Annotated in this window: 17 protein-coding genes; 7 read left to right on the forward strand and 10 right to left on the reverse strand. The window is 65.3% G+C overall.

Annotated features, from left to right (window positions below):
• Positions 1–72: 72 nt before the first annotated feature.
• The 5 genes from NCR35_RS16810 to NCR35_RS16830 all read right to left on the reverse strand — a co-directional run bounded on the left by NCR35_RS16810 (position 73) and on the right by NCR35_RS16830 (position 4,165).
• A complete protein-coding gene (locus NCR35_RS16810; RefSeq protein ID WP_175941675.1) occupies positions 73–219 on the reverse strand; it encodes a hypothetical protein in 147 nt (48 codons plus the stop codon).
• Positions 220–345: 126 nt separating this feature from the next.
• The gene (locus tag NCR35_RS16815; RefSeq protein ID WP_250535248.1) at positions 346–1,467 is read right to left on the reverse strand and encodes a succinylglutamate desuccinylase/aspartoacylase family protein; all 1,122 of its coding nucleotides are present in this window, start codon (positions 1,465–1,467) and stop codon (positions 346–348) included.
• A gap of 86 nt (positions 1,468–1,553) precedes the next feature.
• A complete protein-coding gene (locus NCR35_RS16820) occupies positions 1,554–2,363 on the reverse strand; it encodes an ABC transporter substrate-binding protein (protein ID WP_502801688.1) in 810 nt (269 codons plus the stop codon).
• Positions 2,364–2,478: 115 nt separating this feature from the next.
• Entirely contained in the window at positions 2,479–3,573 is a 1,095-nt protein-coding gene (locus NCR35_RS16825) for a calcium:cation antiporter (protein ID WP_250535249.1), read from the reverse strand.
• Between the two features lie 160 nt (positions 3,574–3,733).
• On the reverse strand, positions 3,734–4,165 hold the full coding sequence (locus NCR35_RS16830; RefSeq protein ID WP_350029209.1) for an OsmC family protein: 432 nt from the start codon (positions 4,163–4,165) through the stop codon (positions 3,734–3,736).
• A gap of 298 nt (positions 4,166–4,463) precedes the next feature.
• Here NCR35_RS16830 and NCR35_RS16835 point away from each other — a divergent pair, with 298 nt between their 5' ends.
• The gene (locus tag NCR35_RS16835; protein WP_250535250.1) at positions 4,464–5,804 is read left to right on the forward strand and encodes an NAD(P)/FAD-dependent oxidoreductase; all 1,341 of its coding nucleotides are present in this window, start codon (positions 4,464–4,466) and stop codon (positions 5,802–5,804) included.
• A gap of 91 nt (positions 5,805–5,895) precedes the next feature.
• Positions 5,896–6,549 (forward strand): DsbA family oxidoreductase, encoded by a 654-nt coding sequence (locus NCR35_RS16840; protein WP_206468357.1) that lies wholly within the window; start codon positions 5,896–5,898, stop codon positions 6,547–6,549.
• Positions 6,550–6,756: 207 nt separating this feature from the next.
• Here the strand turns inward: NCR35_RS16840 and ypfJ are convergent, their stop codons facing one another.
• Positions 6,757–7,629 (reverse strand): KPN_02809 family neutral zinc metallopeptidase, encoded by an 873-nt coding sequence (gene ypfJ / locus NCR35_RS16845; protein ID WP_250535251.1) that lies wholly within the window; start codon positions 7,627–7,629, stop codon positions 6,757–6,759.
• A gap of 405 nt (positions 7,630–8,034) precedes the next feature.
• Between ypfJ and NCR35_RS16850 the strand changes: the two genes are divergently transcribed.
• Genes NCR35_RS16850 through NCR35_RS16860 form a run of 3 tightly spaced genes read left to right on the forward strand, consistent with a single transcriptional unit; the run spans position 8,035 to position 10,584 of the window.
• Positions 8,035–9,441: a cytochrome ubiquinol oxidase subunit I gene (locus NCR35_RS16850; protein WP_250535252.1), complete on the forward strand. Its 1,407-nt coding sequence runs from the start codon at positions 8,035–8,037 to the stop codon at positions 9,439–9,441.
• A gap of 2 nt (positions 9,442–9,443) precedes the next feature.
• Positions 9,444–10,445, forward strand: coding sequence for a cytochrome d ubiquinol oxidase subunit II (cydB, locus tag NCR35_RS16855; protein ID WP_250535253.1), 1,002 nt, complete (start codon positions 9,444–9,446; stop codon positions 10,443–10,445).
• Positions 10,423–10,584, forward strand: coding sequence for a hypothetical protein (locus NCR35_RS16860; RefSeq protein WP_244850117.1), 162 nt, complete (start codon positions 10,423–10,425; stop codon positions 10,582–10,584). The genes cydB and NCR35_RS16860 overlap by 23 nt, the downstream gene beginning before the upstream one ends.
• 22 nt (positions 10,585–10,606) lie before the next feature.
• On the opposite strand, the gene NCR35_RS16865 is transcribed toward NCR35_RS16860, so the two are convergent.
• Both NCR35_RS16865 and mnmH read right to left on the reverse strand, forming a co-directional pair.
• Positions 10,607–11,656, reverse strand: a complete 1,050-nt coding sequence (locus NCR35_RS16865) for a permease (protein WP_250535254.1) — start codon at positions 11,654–11,656, stop codon at positions 10,607–10,609.
• Positions 11,657–11,685: 29 nt separating this feature from the next.
• Positions 11,686–12,753 (reverse strand): tRNA 2-selenouridine(34) synthase MnmH, encoded by a 1,068-nt coding sequence (gene mnmH, locus NCR35_RS16870; protein WP_250535255.1) that lies wholly within the window; start codon positions 12,751–12,753, stop codon positions 11,686–11,688.
• Between the two features lie 143 nt (positions 12,754–12,896).
• Between mnmH and NCR35_RS16875 the strand changes: the two genes are divergently transcribed.
• Together NCR35_RS16875 and eutC are read left to right on the forward strand one after the other, a co-directional pair.
• A complete protein-coding gene (locus NCR35_RS16875) occupies positions 12,897–14,285 on the forward strand; it encodes an ethanolamine ammonia-lyase subunit EutB (protein WP_250535256.1) in 1,389 nt (462 codons plus the stop codon).
• A complete protein-coding gene (gene eutC, locus NCR35_RS16880) occupies positions 14,282–15,121 on the forward strand; it encodes an ethanolamine ammonia-lyase subunit EutC (RefSeq protein WP_250535257.1) in 840 nt (279 codons plus the stop codon). The genes NCR35_RS16875 and eutC overlap by 4 nt, the downstream gene beginning before the upstream one ends.
• Before the next feature lie 5 nt (positions 15,122–15,126).
• Here the strand turns inward: eutC and NCR35_RS16885 are convergent, their stop codons facing one another.
• Positions 15,127–15,300 carry a DUF1328 domain-containing protein gene (locus NCR35_RS16885; RefSeq protein ID WP_250535258.1) on the reverse strand — a complete coding sequence of 58 codons (174 nt, stop codon included), beginning with the start codon at positions 15,298–15,300 and terminating at the stop codon, positions 15,127–15,129.
• A 144-nt stretch (positions 15,301–15,444) separates the two neighbouring features.
• Positions 15,445–16,593 carry an OpgC domain-containing protein gene (locus NCR35_RS16890; RefSeq protein ID WP_250535259.1) on the reverse strand — a complete coding sequence of 383 codons (1,149 nt, stop codon included), beginning with the start codon at positions 16,591–16,593 and terminating at the stop codon, positions 15,445–15,447.
• Positions 16,594–16,873 lie beyond the last annotated feature (280 nt).

Raw genomic sequence — 16,873 nt, forward strand, 5'->3', positions numbered from 1 at the left:
AAGCATTCGCTTCCGGGGCTTTGTCCAATGCTGATGCGCTTGACCGGGCGTCAGGCCGAGGCGGACTCGGACTTACTTGCGATACGCTTCGACGAGGATCTCGCAGTTCTGCAGATGCAATTGCAGCGCGCGATTCCACTCGCGACGCACCGCAGCCTTCGCTGCGCGCATCCACGAACCGAACGAAACGAGCACAGATTGTTGAGCGGTGGTTTTCATGGAAAGCTCTCAGGGTAAGTAGCTAGGGGATAACCCTAACTATACGCTTTTCATGCTGCATTGCAACCAATTCTCAAAAAAGCTACAGCGTCTCTCGTCCGTCTGCCGGTCGCATTTTCCGATTCATCACTTCGCCAGCAGTTCGCCGTGACGCGCCGGTCCGTTGCCCGCGATCCGCGCGACGAGCATTCCCGTCGTCGCGAAGCGCGTCCAGTGGCGCGCGTACAGCACGCCTTCCGTCTGCGCGACGAGCGGAACGAGCCTGTCTTCGAGCGGATCGAGGATGTCGGCAATCGTCTCGCCGGCATTCACGCGCTCGCCGATTTCGCGCCCATGCAGGATCACGCCGGACGCCGGCGCATGAAGGTACTCGCAGCAGGCAAGCGGCGTCGCGGGATGGCAGAGCGGCGGCGGCTCGGGCGCGCGGCCCGCGACAAAGCCCGCGTGCGTCAGATAATCGACGATGGCTTGCGCGTCGTGCGCCGCCGTCTCGTGCGATACATCGCGCACGCCGCGCAGTTCGAGCGTGACCGGCGTGACGCCCGTCGGAATCGGGAAACGCGCGCCGAACGCATCGCGCAAAAAACGCCACGCCGACGTGCATGCTTCGTCGAACGGCTCGCCGCCCGATACGTCGGCCAGCAACTGCGCCTCGCTGCCGATAAAGCGCGCGAGCGGCTCGATGGCGGCCCACGCATCCGGCGTCGTGTAGAGATGCGCGACGGCTTCCCAGTCGCAATGCAGATCGATGACGAGATGCGCGTCGCAGGCAAGACGCATCAGCGCGATGCGTTGCGATTCCAGTTCCGTCGCGCCTTCGGCCGCGGCGAAATGGCGGCGCAACGCGGCGCGGATCAGGTCCGCGTTGCGCGCGGCGTCGTCGGTCAGGCGGCCTTCGAGTTGCGTCGCCAGCGCCGGGCCGGGATCGGGAAAGCGCCGGTTGAAGTCGTGTCCCGATTGCATGTCGAAGCGGCCCATGTGCGTGCCGAACCAATGCTGATTCAGCCCAGCGGGATTCGCCACCGGCACGAGCACGATCCGCGCGTTGAGCATGCCCGCGGCTTCGAGTTCGGCGAAGCGGCGCTTGAGCATCCACGCGACCACCATGCCGGGCAACTCGTCGGCGTGCAAGGATGCCTGGATGTACACCTTCGGCACGGCGACGTCGCCCGGTCCGAACGAATAGCTTCTGATCGCGCGCTTGGTGCCGAGCGCGGCGCCGACGAGCGGATGATCGTGAATCTGCATTGCGCCTGACCTTCGAAACTGCCGCCTGAAAAAACAAAAGGCACCGCGAGCGATGCCTTTCGACCGTATGCGCGACGCTTGCGCGCTTACTGAATGGAAACGTCGGTCGCGAAGTACTTCGCCATGATGCGCTTGAACGTGCCGTCCTTCTTGATGGCATCGAACGCCTGATTCAGGCCCTTCTGCAGATCGGCGTCGCCCTTGCGCAGGCCGATGGCCGTGCCCGGACCGATGAGCGCCTTGTCCTCGACGATCGGCCCGACGAGCGCGAACGGCTTGCCCTGCGGCTTCTTCAGAAAGCCGATGGCTGCCTGCGCCGCGTCCGTGAACATGGCATCGATACGGCCCGCGACGAGGTCGCCTTCGACCTGTTCCTGATCGCCGTACGGGACGACCGTCACGCCTTGCGGTTCCCACTTCGCCTTCGCGTAGCGTTCCTGCACGGTGCCCTGCTCGACGCCCACGCGCTTGCCTTTGAGCGCCTGCGGCGTCGGCAGAATGCCCGAGCCGGCGCGCGCGACGAGTTGCGCGTGCGTGTCGTAAAGCGGCTGGGTGAAGTCGATCTGCTTCAGACGCTCTTCGGTGATGCCCATGTCGGAGAGCACGGCGTCGAACTTGCGCGCTTTCAGGCCGGGAATCATGCCGTCGAAATTATTCTCGACCCAGACGCACTTGACCTTCATCTGCGCGCACAAGGCGTTGCCGAGGTCGATATCGAACCCGACGAGCTTGCCGTCAGGCTGCTTCGATTCGAACGGCGGATACGACGGATCCACGGCGAAGCGGATTTGCGTGATGTCCTTCGCGTGCGCGGAGAACGAGGTGATGGCGAGTGCGGCGAGCATCGCGCGCAGAGCGAACGATGCGGACTTGCTGACGAACTTCTTCTGCGACATTCCAATCCTTCGAGACTTGCGGTGATTGCTGGCGCGCTGCGTTTCTCTTGTGCAAAACACGCGGCGCGCGGTGGCCCCTTTCGGGAAAACCCTGAATGGTAGCAAACGCGATGCGTCACGGCACGACAGAAAGGAACAGAAACGCCGCGAAAATCACGAGATGCACGACGCCTTGCAGCACCGTCGAGCGGCCCGTGCCGAGCGTGATGACGGAGACGACGAGCGTCAGCGCGAGCATGGTGATTTCCTTCGGCGCGAGGCCGAGCGCGATCGGCTGGCCGATAGCGATCGACACGACCGCCACCGCCGGAATCGTCAATCCGATGCTGGCGAGCGCCGAACCGAGCGCGAGGTTCAGGCTCGTCTGCAAGCGGTCGAGCCGCGCGGCGCGCAACGCAGCAAAGCCTTCGGGAAGCAGCACGAGCGCGGCGATCACGACGCCGACGACCGCCTCGGGCGCACCCGCCGCCGCGACGCCTGCCTCGACGGCCGGCGACAGCAGCTTGGCGAGCCCGACCACCGCGACGAGTGACAGCATCAGAAACGCAAGCGCGAGCCACGCTTGCGCGTTGCTCGGCGGCGGCGCGTGCGGGCCGTCGTCCGCGGCATTGGGCGAACCCGCGGCCTTCGGCGCGAACGGCAGAAAGTAATCGCGATGGCGGATGGTCTGCACGAACACGAACATCATGTACAGCACGAGCGACACCACGCCGACGAAGATCAGTTGCGACGTCGAAAGCGCAGGACCGACCACCGTGCTCGTGAAGTTCGGCAGCACGAGCGTCAGCACGGAAAGCGCGCAGAGAATGGCGAGCGCGGCACTTGCGCCTTGCAGCTGGAAGTCCTGCACGTGATGCCGCAGGCCGCCCATCAGCAGGCACAGCCCGACGATGCCGTTGCCGCAGATCATGATCGCGGCGAACACCGTATCGCGCGGCAATGCCGCCTTCTCCGGACCGCCGGACAGCATCACGGAGACGATCAGCGCCACTTCGATCACCGTCACCGCCACCGCGAGCACCAGCGTGCCGAATGGCTCCCCGACGCGATGCGCGACCACCTCGGCGTGATGCACCGCCGCGAACACGGCGAACGCCAGCGCGACCGCCGCCAGCGCGGTCAACACGGCGCCGTGAATGAGCGGGGCCGCGCCGAGCACGACGAGCGCGAGAATCGGCGCAACGAGGGTCCAGTCGAGCTTGAGTTTCATCGGCGCTCCGGGCTGATCGGGTGAATGGGATGGTCGGCCTGCGGCGACGAACCATCGGCATGATAGCGGGCGGACCGCGTGCCGACGACAAAGCGCAATAGCGCGACACAAAACAAAACGGACGGCCTGAGCCGTCCGCGATATGCCGTTCGGTGGCGAATTACGACTCGAGTTCGGCGTTCAGCGTGATTTTCGCGTTGCCGGCGAACAGCTTCGACACCGGGCAGCCTTCTTTCGCCGCCTGAGCGGCCTTGTCGAACGCGGCCTTGTCCGCGCCGGGAATCTTCGCCTTCAGGTCGAGCTGACAGGAGCTGATCGTGAAGCCTTCGCCGTCTTTCTCCAGCGTGACCGTCGACTTCGTTTCGAGGCTTTCCGCCTTCATGCCCGCCAGTTCGAGTTGCAGCGAAAGCGCCATCGTGAAACAGCCGGCGTGCGCCGCGCCGATCAGTTCTTCCGGGTTCGTGCCCGGGCCTTCCTCGAAGCGCGACTTGAATCCATACGGCGCTTCGTTGAGCACGCCGGTTTGCGTCGAGATGAAACCCTTGCCGTCCTTGATGCCGCCGCTCCATTTAGCCGATGCAGTCTTTTGCACGAGAGTTCTCCGTGAAGATGGTTGCGTATTTATTGCCATGGGTTCGACCGGGCGCACGCGGCGCGCGGTCATCGAGACGCTTGTCGATGAACGCTTCGCGCCGAAGCACTGCGCGAAGCGTCGGGTCCATCGTAGCGGATCGGTGCTCGCGGCGCAGGAAGCGCGCTGCCGCACGACTTTTGTCCAGATGGCGAAGCGCCGCCGATTCACTTAGGATGCGTGGGCTCGGTTAACTCTCTGCATGCTTAATACATGATTCCACTCGCACGACGCGCCGCGACCCGGGGAGCGGCCTAGCATGGGTCCGCCGACCGAACGCATCGCCGAAGATGTTGCGATTCCCGAGCGCGTCGATGTAGTCGTCGTGGGCGGCGGCGTGATCGGCATCAGCACCGCGCGCTTTCTCGCGGAGAAGGGACTTTCGGTCGCGGTGTGCGAGAAGGGCCACGTCGCGGGCGAGCAGTCGAGCCGCAACTGGGGCTGGTGCCGCGCGACGCACCGCGACTTGCGGGAGCTCGAACTCAGCCTCGAAAGCCTGAAGCTGTGGCGTCGTATGGACGCGGATCTCGGGATCGACAGCGGCTATCGCGAATGCGGCATTTTGTATGCCGCCGATGACGCCGACGCCCTCGCCGACCATGAAGCGTGGCTCGCGCGCGCCGTCGCCAAGGTCGGACGCGGCGCGCTCGATTCGCGCATCGTGTCGCCCGAAGAAACCGCCGCGCTCATGCCGGGCGCGGCGCGGCGCTTCGCGGGCGGCATCTACACGCCGAGCGACGGCCGCGCCGAACCGCAACGCGCCGTGCCCGCCATGGCCGCCGCGCTGCGCGAGCGCGGCGTCAAGATCGCGATGCCCTGCGCCGTGCGCGGCGTGGAAACCAGCGGCGGCGCGGTGAGCGGCGTCGTGACGGAACACGGGCGGATTCGCTGCGACAGCGTGGTGGTCGCGGGCGGCGCGTGGACGCGGCTCTTCGCCGGCAATCTCGGCGTCGACGTGCCGCAATTGATGGTGCGCTCGTCGGTCGTGCGCACCGCGCCGCTGCCCGGCGGCCCGGAAGTGAGCGCGTGCAATCAGTCGGTCGGCTATCGCAAGCGGCTGGACGGCGGTTATTCGATTGCGAACGCGTTTCGCAGCTATAGCGACATCACGCCTGACAGCTTTCGTCTCTTCGGCAAGTTCCTGCCCGCGCTCAAGAGCCAGCTCGGTTCCATCAAGCTGGGCTTCAACGCGCGATTTTTCGAGGAGTTGCGCCGCCCGCGCCGCTGGCCGCTCGACCGCGAGACAGTCTTCGAGCGCGTGCGCACGCTCGACCCCGCGCCGGTCGAAGCCTTCAACGAAACCGCGCTCGCCGAGTTCCGGTCCATTTTCCCTTCGCTCGCGCATGTGACGGTGGAGCAGTCGTGGGCCGGCTATATCGACGTGACGCCGGACGCGGTGCCGGTCATCTCGGGCGTCGAGCGCGTGCCCGGGCTTTTCATCGGCACGGGGTTCTCGGGGCACGGCTTCGGCATCGGTCCGGGCGCGGGCAAGTTGATGGCCGATATCGTCGCCAACGACGCGCCGCTCGTCGATCCCCATGCGTTCCGTCTGTCGCGGTTCTTCGACGGCAGCAAGATCGAGATCGACGGCGGCTTCTGACGAACGGGCGCTTTCGCGGCGCGCGGCGGCACGCGCTAACATACCGGATTCGCTGGCGACGCCGCCGCACTTCATTCGTTTCGAGGCTTTCATGGCATCCACGCCCCTTTTGTTCATCGACGTCTGGTCGGACTTCGTCTGTCCGTTCTGTTATCTGGAAACGCCGGTGCTCGACCAGTTGCGCAACGCCTACGGGGACGCGGTCGAGATTCGCTGGCACGCGTTCGAGCTGCGTCCGGAGCCTGCGCCGCTGCTCGACCCGAATAGCGAACACATTGCGGAATCGTGGGAGAAGTCGGTGCGCCCGCTCGCCGACGAGCGCGCCCTGCTCATGCGCATGCCGCCCGTCGCGCCGCGCAGCCGCAAGGCGTTCGAGACGGCGCTCTTCGCGCGTGAGTCCGGCCGTTACGATGTCGTGCATCGCGCGATTTTCAAGGCGTACTTTGAGGAAGGAATCGATATCGGCGACACGGACGCGCTGCTCGACATCGCCGCGACCTGTGGCGTCGATCCGGAACTGCTGGAAGAAGCGCTCGATGAAGGCACGTACACCGATCTCGTCGTCGAAGACGAAGAATTCGCAAAGAAGATCGGCGTGACCGGTGTACCGTTCGCGGTGCTGTCGCGCGAGCCGGCACCCGGGAAAGAGCCGCCGCCGCCCATCGCCCTGCGCGGCGCCGCGCCGGTCCAGCATTTCGAAGCGGCTATCGAGCGGCTGTTTCCTGACGGGTTTCCGGGCAGTTGAGGGCACACGCTCGCTGGAGATCGGCTAGCAGTGATGCTCCGCCATCAACGACTTCCGCGATACGCTGCGACGGTTCCAGCGCTTCAGATTCGAGTCCGTACGCGATGCCCGCGTCGCCGGATTGCGCCGCGCCGACGTGGCGCACTGACGCGGATGTGTCGAGCGGTCTCTCCCCGCTCGACGTTATGCGCATAAACTCGGTCAGCCCTACAACCCCTGCGCCGAAAACGTATCGCACTGCCGAACATCCCCCGTCGACATGCCTCGCCGCAGCCACCTCTGCCGCTGCGCGCTCGTCCCGTGCGTGAACGCTTCGGGCACCACGCGCCCTTGCGTCTCTTGCTGCAAGCGATCGTCCCCGATCGCGCCCGCCGCGTTCAAGCCTTGCTCGAAGTCGCCCGGTTCGATGAGCTTCGCATTGTCGCGTTGCGCCACGGCCGCCCACACGCCGGCGAAGCAGTCCGCCTGCAATTCGACGCGCACTGACAACGCATTCGCCTGCTCGCGCGACATTCGCGCACGCGCCTGGTCGACCTTGTCCGAGATGCCGAGGACGTTCTGCACGTGATGCCCCACCTCGTGCGCGATCACATAAGCCTGAGCGAAGTCGCCGCCCGCGCCGAAACGGTCGCGCAATTCGCGGTAGAACGACAAATCGATGTAAACGTTGCGGTCGGCCGGGCAGTAAAACGGCCCCATCGCCGCCTGGCCCATGCCGCATGCCGTCTGCGTGCCGCCTGAAAACAGCACGAGCTTCGGCGCCGGATAGTCCTGATTGAACTGCGTGCGGAAGATGTGCTCCCACGTGCGTTCCGTATTGCCGAGGACGCGGCGGACGAAGACCGCGCCCGGATCATTGGCGGGCGGCGCGTCGCTCGGCGCGGCCTGGCGTTGCGGCGCATTGCCGTGCAGGACTTGCGCGCCGTTGATGATCGTCATCGGATTGATGCCGAAAAAGTACGACGCCGCCAGCGCGATAACGATCGTCCCGATCCCGATCGAGCCGCCGCCAATGCTGAACCCTCCCGATCCGCGCCGGTCTTCGACGTTCTGACTTTCCGCTTCATCATCGAGGCGCATGTTGCTTTCTCCGTTTAGTTGGCGCGTCGCGCGCTGCTCATGAAAGCGATTATCGTACCCGCGCCGGCGCCCTCCTCTACGCGGCGCGTCCGTCATAGTTCGTCCGCCTATTTCGACGCTAACGCATTGCCCAATGTCGCGAAAAACGCGTGATGCAGTGCGGTCGATTGTCGCGACAATGCGTGCTCGCGTCGGGCATGCCGCCCGCGCCCGCCGTCTCGAAACCCCCGCCTTTTCAAGCATGTAGACGCGTCACTGCGCCGAATCTGCGGCATTTGCGCGCAAGCACGTGTCGCTGACGCAGCGCAACACGTCGCGCGATTCGGCGCTACGCTTTGCCTCGTTATCAACGCAAATCAAAACCTGGCCGGCCTGGCCAAGACACGCAACGTAGCAGACGTCATCATGCAATCGACTCCTGAAGCACTCGATCTGGCGCGGATACAGTTCGCGTTCACCGTATCGTTTCACATCATCTTTCCGGCGCTGTCCATCGGGCTCGCGAGCTTTATCGCCGTGCTCGAAGGCGCATGGCTCAAAACCGGCAAACCGGTCTACAAGGAACTGTGCCTTTTCTGGTCGAAGGTCTTCGCAGTCGCATTCGGCATGGGCGTGGTGTCGGGCGTCGTCATGGCGTACGAATTCGGCACCAACTGGGGCGGCTTCTCCAGCTTCGCCGGTCCCGTCACCGGCCCGCTGCTGACGTACGAAGTGATGACCGCCTTTTTCCTCGAAGCGGGCTTTCTCGGCATCATGCTGTTCGGATGGAACAAGGTCGGCCCGAAGGCGCACTTCGGCGCGACGCTGATGGTCGCCATCGGCACGCTCATCTCCACGTTCTGGATTCTCGCTTCGAACAGCTGGATGCAGACGCCGCAAGGCTTTCGCATCGAAGGCGATCACGTCGTGCCGGTCGACTGGTTCGCGATCATCTTCAATCCTTCGTTTCCGTATCGGCTCGCGCACATGGCGATTGCCGCGTTCATCGTGGCGGCGCTCGTCGTCGCGGCAACGGGCGCATGGCATCTGCTGAAAGGCCGGCGCGATCCGGCGATCAAGAAGACCTTCTCGATGGCGCTGTGGCTGCTGCTCGCGCTGACCCCGATTCAGGCGCTCGTCGGCGACGCGCACGGCCTCAACACGCGCGAGTATCAGCCGGCCAAGATCGCGGCGATAGAAGGCATCTGGGACACGGAAAAAGGCGGCACGGCGCTCAACGTGTTCGGCATTCCGGACATGCAGGCAGAAACGACGAAGTACGCGGTCCAGATTCCGCATCTCGGCAGCCTGATCCTCACGCATAGCTGGAACGGCGAGATTCGCGGCCTGAAGTCTTTCCCGAAGGATGAGCGCCCCAACTCGACCATCGTGTTCTGGAGCTTTCGCGTGATGGCGGGCCTCGGTGTATTGATGATCGTGATGTCGGTCGCCGGGTGGCTGCTGCATCGCAAGCGCAAGCTGTTCGATGCGCGCTGGTTTCATCGCTTCGCGCTCTTTATGGGCCCGACCGGCTTCGTCACGTTGCTCGCGGGCTGGGTCACGACCGAAGCCGGCCGTCAGCCGTGGGTGGTCTACGGCGTGATGCGCACCGCCGATGCCGTCTCGCCCGTCACCGCGCAGCAGGTCGGCGTGTCGCTGCTCGCGTTCGTGGTCGTCTATACGATCGTCTTCGGCACGGGCATCTACTACCTGCTGAAGCTGCTGCGGCACGGTCCCGCGCTGCCGGGCGAGACGCCGCACGCGCCGGCTTCGTCGGCGGGAACCGCGCGTCGCCCGCTTTCGTTGCCCAATCAGTCCATCGAAGGAGCATGACCATGGACCTCACACTCGCCTGGGCCGCAATCATCGCGCTCGGTCTTCTCATGTACGTGGTGCTCGACGGCTTCGACCTCGGCATCGGCATTCTCTTTCCGTTCTTCCCGGACCAGCACGACCGCGACGTGATGATGAACACCGTCGCGCCCGTCTGGGATGGCAACGAGACGTGGCTCGTGCTCGGCGGCGCGGGCCTGTTCGCCGCGTTCCCGATGGTCTATTCCACCGTGCTCTCGGCGCTCTATCTGCCGCTCGTGCTGATGCTCGTGTGCCTGATTTTCCGGGGCGTGTCGTTCGAGATTCGCGCGAAGGCGTCGCGCACCAAGCCGATGTGGGATCTCGCGTTCATCGGCGGCTCGGCGGGCGCGACGTTCTTTCAGGGCGTGGCGCTCGGCGCGTTCCTCGACGGCATTCCGGTCGCGGACGGCCGCTTTTCCGGCGATGCCTTCGGCTGGTTCACGCCGTTTTCGATGTTCACGGGCGGCGCGCTCGTCGTCACGTATGCGCTGCTGGGCGCGTGCTGGCTGATCGCGAAGACCGAAGGCGACTTGCAGCGGCGCATGTACCGCGTCGTGTGGCCGCTGACGCTGCTGCAACTCGCGACGATTGCCGTCGTCAGCGTATGGACGCCGTTGCTGGATGCGAGCATCGCGTCGCGCTGGTTCGACTCGCCGCTTTTCTATCGCATGCTGCCGGTGCCTGCGTTGGTCGTGGCATGCGCCTGGGCGATGCGGCAGTCCATCTTGTCACGCCATGAGAAGCGGCCGTTTGCCGTGGCGCTCGGGTTCGTGGTGCTCGGTTACGCGGGCTTGGTCGCGAGCATCTCGCCGCACGACATTTTCCCCGGCGTGTCGATCTGGGATGCGGCCTCGCCGCGGTCGAGCCAGCTATTCACGATCGTTGGCGCGGCGGTGATTCTGCCGGTCATCATCGCGTACACGACGTTGGGGTATTGGGTTTTCAGAGGAAAGGTGCGTCATGGCGAACATCACTACCACTGAGCGCGGCGGCGCGGCTGCAATGACGCGGGCGACGAAGCTGTTCTGGTTCGTCGCGCTGTGGATGGCGGGCGTCGGCGGCGCGATGCTGCTCGCGCTGCCGTTCAAGCTGTTGATTCGGCTCGGGACGGCGATTCATTGAACCGCGCGACTTGCGGCGAACGTCAGAAGAACGCCGCCGCAATCGTGCCCGCGACAACGCCGAACGCCACCACCGCCCCCGCCACGAACGCCAGCACTTTCGGAGGAAACGAGCGGGCGAGCATGGCCATCGACGGCACGCTCACCGGCGGCAGCGTCATCAGAAGCGCGCCCGCGGGACCGGCCGCCATGCCGAGCGACAGCATCGCTTGGATGATGGGCACTTCGCCCGCCGTCGGAATGACGAACAGCGTGCCCGCCACCGCGAACGCGACGATCCACAGCGCGCCGTTACCGATATCCGGCCCGATATGCGGAAAGAGCCACGCCCGCGCCGCGCCGAGCAGCAGCACCAGCACGATGTACTCGGGCACGAGCCGCAGCGTCATGCGCCCGAGAATCTTGATCCAGCGCGAGAACGCGGTGCCCGGCTCGTCTTCTTCGATCAGCTTCGCGAGCGCCTCGCGCGATGCCGCCGCCTGCGCGGGCGTCACCATGCGGTTCACCGCGTAGCCGAGGCCGAACACCATCAATACGCCGAGCACCAGCCGCAGGCCCGTCCATTGCCAGCCGAGCACGAAGCCCATGAACACCAGCGCCGCCGGATTCAGAACCGTGTTGCCGAGCCAGAACGCGATCGCCGCGCCCGGCGCCGCCTGACGCGCCCGCAGCCCCGCGACGACCGGCGCCGCGCAACAGGTGCACATCATGCCGGGCAAGGACATCAGTCCGCCGTTGATCACGCTGCCGAAGCTATGCTGGCCGAGCGCGCGCGCGACCCATTGCGGCGGAATCAGCGCCTGCACCGCCGAGCCCAGCAACAGGCCGAGCACCATCGCCTGCCAGATGGCCTTGCCGTAGGCCATCGCATAATCGAGCGCCGCCTGCCACGAGGGCTCCGGCGCGCTCGCGGACGCGCCCATCAAAATCGACTTGCCGATGGAATGCTGGCTGGCCGCGACGAACGCGCGGTTGTAGTACGGAAACCATTTGACGTAGAAAAGGCCCGCGACGGCGATCAGCAGGAAAACCAGCCAGCCGAGCGCGACGCGGGGTTGTCGAAGCGTGGTCATATTCTTTGGTCGAATCGGAAGAAAGAAAATCAGCCGAGCGCAGCGGTCGTGTCGGTCAACTGCGCTAGCAGCGCCTTGGCCTGATCGACGCTGTCGGCGTCGTTCGGACGAAACAGCATATGCGCCGCGTGCGGCAACTGCGTGTAGAGCGCCCGGCTACTGCGGCCGTACGCCGGATCGTAATGGCGGTCGATCAGCTCGGCGAACAGCGCGGCGCGCTCGCCTTCGTCGATCAGCCGATGCCAATGCTCCACGCGCTCGCGGCTATGCAGCGCGACGAGCTTAGACAACTGCCCTTTGAAGAACGCCGGTTCGTCGAAAAGATGCGCGTAGTCCTGCAACAGAAACGCGATGCGGTCCTCGCGGCGCGCTTCGACTTCCACGCAGGCGGCCGCGTGCAGGCTGTCGAGCAGCGAGTCGGGCGTCGAGATCGAACCGATGCGCCGCCCTTCCGCCTCGATGAAAACGGGCTTGGCCGGATCGAAGCCGCGCAGCGTATGGACGAGCGCGGAATCGAATGCCTTCTGCGACGGCTGCGCGTGTCCCGGCAGCGCGCCGAGCAGCGAGCCGCGATGCGCCGCGAGCCCTTCGAGGTCCAGCACCTGAGCGCCCGCCCGCGCGAGCGCGTGCAAGAGCCGGGTTTTGCCGCTGCCCGTGTGGCCGATCAGCGCGATAAAGCGGAATTGCGCCGGCAACGCCGTGAGCCTCTCCAGCACGTCGCGCCGGTAGCTCTTGTAGCCGCCATCGAGCTGCCGCGCCTGCCAGCCGATCATGTTCAGCCACGTCGTCATGGAGCCGGAGCGCTTGCCGCCGCGCCAGCAGTAGATGAGCGGCCGCCAGTTGCGCGGGCGATCCGCAAAGATCGTGTCCAGATGACGGGCGATGTTGCGCGCGACCATGGCCGCGCCGACGCGCGTGGCCTCGAACGGCGACACCTGCTTGTACATGGTGCCGACGATCACGCGCTCCTCGTTTTCGAGCACCGGCGCGTTGATCGCGCCGGGAATGTGGTCCTCGGCGAATTCGAGCGGCGTGCGGACATCGACGATTTCATCGAAATCCTGAAGACGGTCGATTGAAACGAGCAGGTTTTTCACGGAAATTGAGCGCAATTCGGCGGCGGCGAAGCCCGAAATTATCGCACGGGCAGCGAATTCGGTTTTGCCGTGGATTTTTGCGCGCGCCGCGATGCGGTTACAGTAAGGGCATCGCGAATCCGGTCAGGCGGGCAGGAGAATCGATGGGCTATCAGGCAACTATCGGCGTGCGGCGCTACCGTTTCGACGACCTCAAAACGCTGCTCGCCCGCGCGAGCCCGCAGCGGTCGGGCGACGAACTCGCGGGCGTCGCGGCGGCCACCGAAGAGGAGCGCGTCGCCGCCAAGATGGCGCTCGCCGACCTGCCGTTGCGCGCATTCCTCGACGAGCCGCTCATCCCCTATGAGACGGACGAAGTGACGCGACTGATCGTCGATACGCACGACGCCGCCGCGTTCGCGCGCATCGCGCATCTGACCGTCGGCGAATTGCGCGAATGGCTGCTGTCGGATGCGACCGATACCGCCGCGCTCGAAGCCGTTGAAATGGGCCTGACGCCCGAAATGGCCGCCGCCGTCTCCAAGCTCATGCGCAATCAGGATCTGATTCTCGCCGCGAGAAAGCGTCCTGTCGTCACGCGCTTTCGGACGACCATCGGCTTGCCGGGCAGGCTGTCCGTGCGCCTCCAGCCGAATCATCCGACGGACGATCCGAAAGGCATCGCCGCCTCCATCCTCGACGGCCTCTTTTACGGCTGCGGCGATGCCGTGATCGGCGTGAATCCAGCCTCCGATTCGCCCGGGGACATTGCCGCGCTGCTCACGATGATGGACGACTTCCGCCAGCGTTACGACGTGCCGATGCAGTCGTGCGTCCTCACGCACGTGACCAACACGCTCGCGGCGATCGAGCACGGCGCGCCCGTCGATCTCGTGTTCCAGTCGATCGCGGGCACGGAGCGCGCCAACGCGAGCTTCGGCGTGTCGCTCGCGCTGTTGCGGGAAGCGCACGACGCGGCGCAATCGCTCGCGCGCGGGACCGTCGGCGACAACGTGATGTACTTCGAGACCGGTCAGGGCAGCGCGCTCTCCGCGAACGCGCATCATGGCGTCGACCAGCAGACATGCGAAGCGCGCGCCTACGCGGTCGCGCGACACTTCCGGCCGCTTCTGACGAATACGGTGGTCGGGTTCATCGGCCCGGAATATCTGTACGACGGGCGGCAGATCATCCGCGCGGGACTCGAAGATCACTTCTGCGGCAAGCTGCTGGGCGTGCCGATGGGTTGCGACATCTGTTACACGAACCACGCGCAAGCCGATCAGGACGATATGGACACGCTTTTGACGCTGCTCGGCGTCGCGAACGTCAATTTCATCATGGGCGTGCCCGGCGCCGACGACGTCATGCTCAACTATCAAAGCACGTCGTTCCACGACGCGTTGTACGTGCGCCGCGTGCTGAATCTGAAGCGCGCGCCGGAGTTCGAGGCGTGGCTCGCGCGAATGCGGGTCACGGATGCGCACGGCGCACTGCTTCCGCATTCATCGGGCGCAGTGCGGCAACCGCTTCTCGACTGGATCGACTCATGACCGACGACGCCACGCCAAGCCCGGTCGATGCGGACCCTTGGGACGCGCTCAGGCGGTTCACGAACGCGCGGATTGCGCTCGGACGCGCGGGCAACAGCCTGCCGACGACGCCCCTTCTCGCGTTTCAACTGGCGCACGCGCAGGCGCGCGACGCGGTGCATCAGCCGCTCGACACCGCGTCGCTCGGCGAAGCCCTTCGCGCAGCCGGCTTTGCCACGCTCGAAGTGGCGAGCGCCGCGCCGGATCGCGAGCATTATCTGCGTCGGCCGGACCTGGGCCGTATGCTCGACGACGCCAGCGCCGCGCGCCTCGCCGCATACGAAGCCGAGCACGGCGATGCGCCCGATGTCGTGTTCGTCGCCGCCGATGGCCTGTCCGCTTTCGCTGCCCAGCGCCACGCCGCGCCGTTGTTGTCCAGACTGCGCGCCATGCTCGACGGCTGGAACGTCGGCCCCGTCGTCATCGCGACGCAGGCGCGTGTCGCGTTGGGCGACTGCATCGGTGAGCTTTTGCGGGCGCGGATCGTCGTGGTGATGATCGGCGAGCGGCCGGGTCTCAGTTCGCCCGACAGCCTTGGGCTTTACATCACCTACGAGCCACGCGCCGGGCGGATGGACGCCGAGCGCAATTGCATCTCCAACGTGCGCCCCGAAGGACTCGGCTACGATGCCGCCGCGTTCAAGCTGCACTGGCTACTGAACGAAGCGCGGCGGCTCGGGCTAACGGGCGTCGGATTGAAAGATCACAGCGGTGCGCTGGCGCCGCCTGCGGGCGTGGGGCGGATCGAGGGCGAACGCTCTGCGACGCTCGTCGCGCGCGTCGCTACCGATAAGTAGCCCCGTCAAAGCACGAGCGACCCCGCCGAAATCGCGACGACCAGGAAGATCACGAACAGCACGAGGAAGATGAAGAAACAGATCTTCGCGATACCGGCCGCGCCCGACGACACGCTTCCGAAACCGAAGAAGCCGGCGATGACCGAGATGATCGCGAACAGAATAGCGAGCTTGAGCATGGACGAACCTTTGTTATTGTAGATACGCACGCCTTATGCAAGCCTCGTGCCTCGCCAGATTACTGGCGCTGACGTGCAAGACCGTTAGTTGCGAGGATCGCCGATAAAAAAGCACCGCCAAAAGACGGTGCCCTATTGCCGAATTCACCGCACGCCGCGCGCCGGATTCTCCGCCGCCGCAACAACGGCTGCGCTTGCCGCAGGAACGCGCGTGCGCTTGCCGAGCCAGTTCGCCACCGGCTGACGCAAACGCGGCACCGAAAGCAGCGCCATGACGGCAACCGCGTCCCCAACGAGCCCGGCCGGCACATTCACGAGCCCGTCCGTGAAGGTGAAGAGGATCGAATCGACCACGAGCGAAATCACCGCGCCCGCGACGAAGCACACCATTCCGTCGCGCCCTACCGCGCCGATCCACGGCAAACGGTTCGCGACGGCCTTCACGACGCCGTATCGCGCGAGGTTGGTCGCTATCCAGGCAATCGCGAGGAAATTGACGACGCGCGCGCCCGCCAGGTCGCGCTTGAACGCGCTGTCGAGCACGGGCGGCAGCACGAGCAGCTTGTAGTACGCCATGCCGACGATCACCGCGAGCGCGGCCGCGCTGATCGTCCAGCCGAAGCGGTGCGACGCCACGCGTTGATAGACCGGCTGGCAGCGCGCGAGCACGCCGAGCGTGAACATGAGTTGCCAGGCGGCGGGATTGAAGTCCCAGAGGTTATCGTCGACGGACGGCATATATTCGCCGATGCCGGGCGCCAACGACCACAGCGCGAGACTCAGGCCCAGCAGCACCCACGGCTTCGTGCGCGCGAGCGGCAACACGAGCGGCACCGCCAGCGCGAAGAGCGCGTACATCGGCAGGACGGCGGCGAGATACGGCTGGCGCTCGAACGTCAGAATCTGGGCAATCGACGTCACCGGTGCCGCCGTCAGCGTGTCGAGGTCGTGCAGGACGAGATTCGGCGCGTGACCATAGAACGGTCGCAGCAGGAAGGTGGCGACGAGCATCAGCGCTGCGGTGATCAGAAACGCGCGGTAGATCTCGAACGCCCGCCGCACGAAGCGCAGCCCCGCGGCGCGCTCCGACCGGCGCTGAGCGAGCGACGCGTAAGCGGTCGCAGTGGCGAAGCCGCCCAGAAACACGAAGACTTCGGCGGCGTCGTTCAGCGCGAACGCGTGCAACGTGAAATGCGACAGCACGCTCCCGCCGATATGATCGACGACAATGATCAAAAGCACGAGGCCCCGGAAGAAGTCGAGCTCGACGAGGCGTTGGGATTGTCCGGACATGCGGCGTGACCGTGTGTGCTGCAGAGTGCAGTGGGTGGACGGAGAGCGGTTCGACAGCGGCCGCATCGAAGCATCGGAGTTTACCCGTATTCGTTGCGGTGCATCATCGGAACAGGAGGACTTTTCGGCCTTAGTTCGGTATTTGTCGGTAATTCGCGGCCAACTTGCCGAAACCGCGACGTTTCCAAGGAACCAAGCTACGGCCAAGGTTTCAAATACCTTTCACTATACCGCTTCGCGGGCTAAGATCACGCCTCTCGCCCTTCCAGGAAAACGCATC

Origin of the sequence: Caballeronia sp. AZ10_KS36 (assembly GCF_023631105.1) — a bacterium.
Taxonomy (GTDB): Bacteria; Pseudomonadota; Gammaproteobacteria; order Burkholderiales; family Burkholderiaceae; genus Caballeronia.

Excerpts from the sequence above, each read along its gene's own strand:
- NCR35_RS16835 (WP_250535250.1), top strand. The coding sequence starts at position 4,464 with ATGGGTCCGCCGACCGAACGCATCGCCGAAGATGTTGCGATTCCCGAG.
- cydB (WP_250535253.1), top strand. The coding sequence starts at position 9,444 with ATGGACCTCACACTCGCCTGGGCCGCAATCATCGCGCTCGGTCTTCTC.
- NCR35_RS16840 (WP_206468357.1), top strand. The coding sequence starts at position 5,896 with ATGGCATCCACGCCCCTTTTGTTCATCGACGTCTGGTCGGACTTCGTC.
- NCR35_RS16875 (WP_250535256.1), top strand. The coding sequence starts at position 12,897 with ATGGGCTATCAGGCAACTATCGGCGTGCGGCGCTACCGTTTCGACGAC.
- NCR35_RS16865 (WP_250535254.1), bottom strand. The coding sequence starts at position 11,656 with ATGACCACGCTTCGACAACCCCGCGTCGCGCTCGGCTGGCTGGTTTTC.
- NCR35_RS16825 (WP_250535249.1), bottom strand. The coding sequence starts at position 3,573 with ATGAAACTCAAGCTCGACTGGACCCTCGTTGCGCCGATTCTCGCGCTC.
- NCR35_RS16850 (WP_250535252.1), top strand. The coding sequence starts at position 8,035 with ATGCAATCGACTCCTGAAGCACTCGATCTGGCGCGGATACAGTTCGCG.
- NCR35_RS16810 (WP_175941675.1), bottom strand. The coding sequence starts at position 219 with ATGAAAACCACCGCTCAACAATCTGTGCTCGTTTCGTTCGGTTCGTGG.
- NCR35_RS16860 (WP_244850117.1), top strand. The coding sequence starts at position 10,423 with ATGGCGAACATCACTACCACTGAGCGCGGCGGCGCGGCTGCAATGACG.
- ypfJ (WP_250535251.1), bottom strand. The coding sequence starts at position 7,629 with ATGCGCCTCGATGATGAAGCGGAAAGTCAGAACGTCGAAGACCGGCGC.
- NCR35_RS16885 (WP_250535258.1), bottom strand. The coding sequence starts at position 15,300 with ATGCTCAAGCTCGCTATTCTGTTCGCGATCATCTCGGTCATCGCCGGC.
- NCR35_RS16815 (WP_250535248.1), bottom strand. The coding sequence starts at position 1,467 with ATGCAGATTCACGATCATCCGCTCGTCGGCGCCGCGCTCGGCACCAAG.
- eutC (WP_250535257.1), top strand. The coding sequence starts at position 14,282 with ATGACCGACGACGCCACGCCAAGCCCGGTCGATGCGGACCCTTGGGAC.
- NCR35_RS16890 (WP_250535259.1), bottom strand. The coding sequence starts at position 16,593 with ATGTCCGGACAATCCCAACGCCTCGTCGAGCTCGACTTCTTCCGGGGC.
- NCR35_RS16820 (WP_502801688.1), bottom strand. The coding sequence starts at position 2,363 with ATGTCGCAGAAGAAGTTCGTCAGCAAGTCCGCATCGTTCGCTCTGCGC.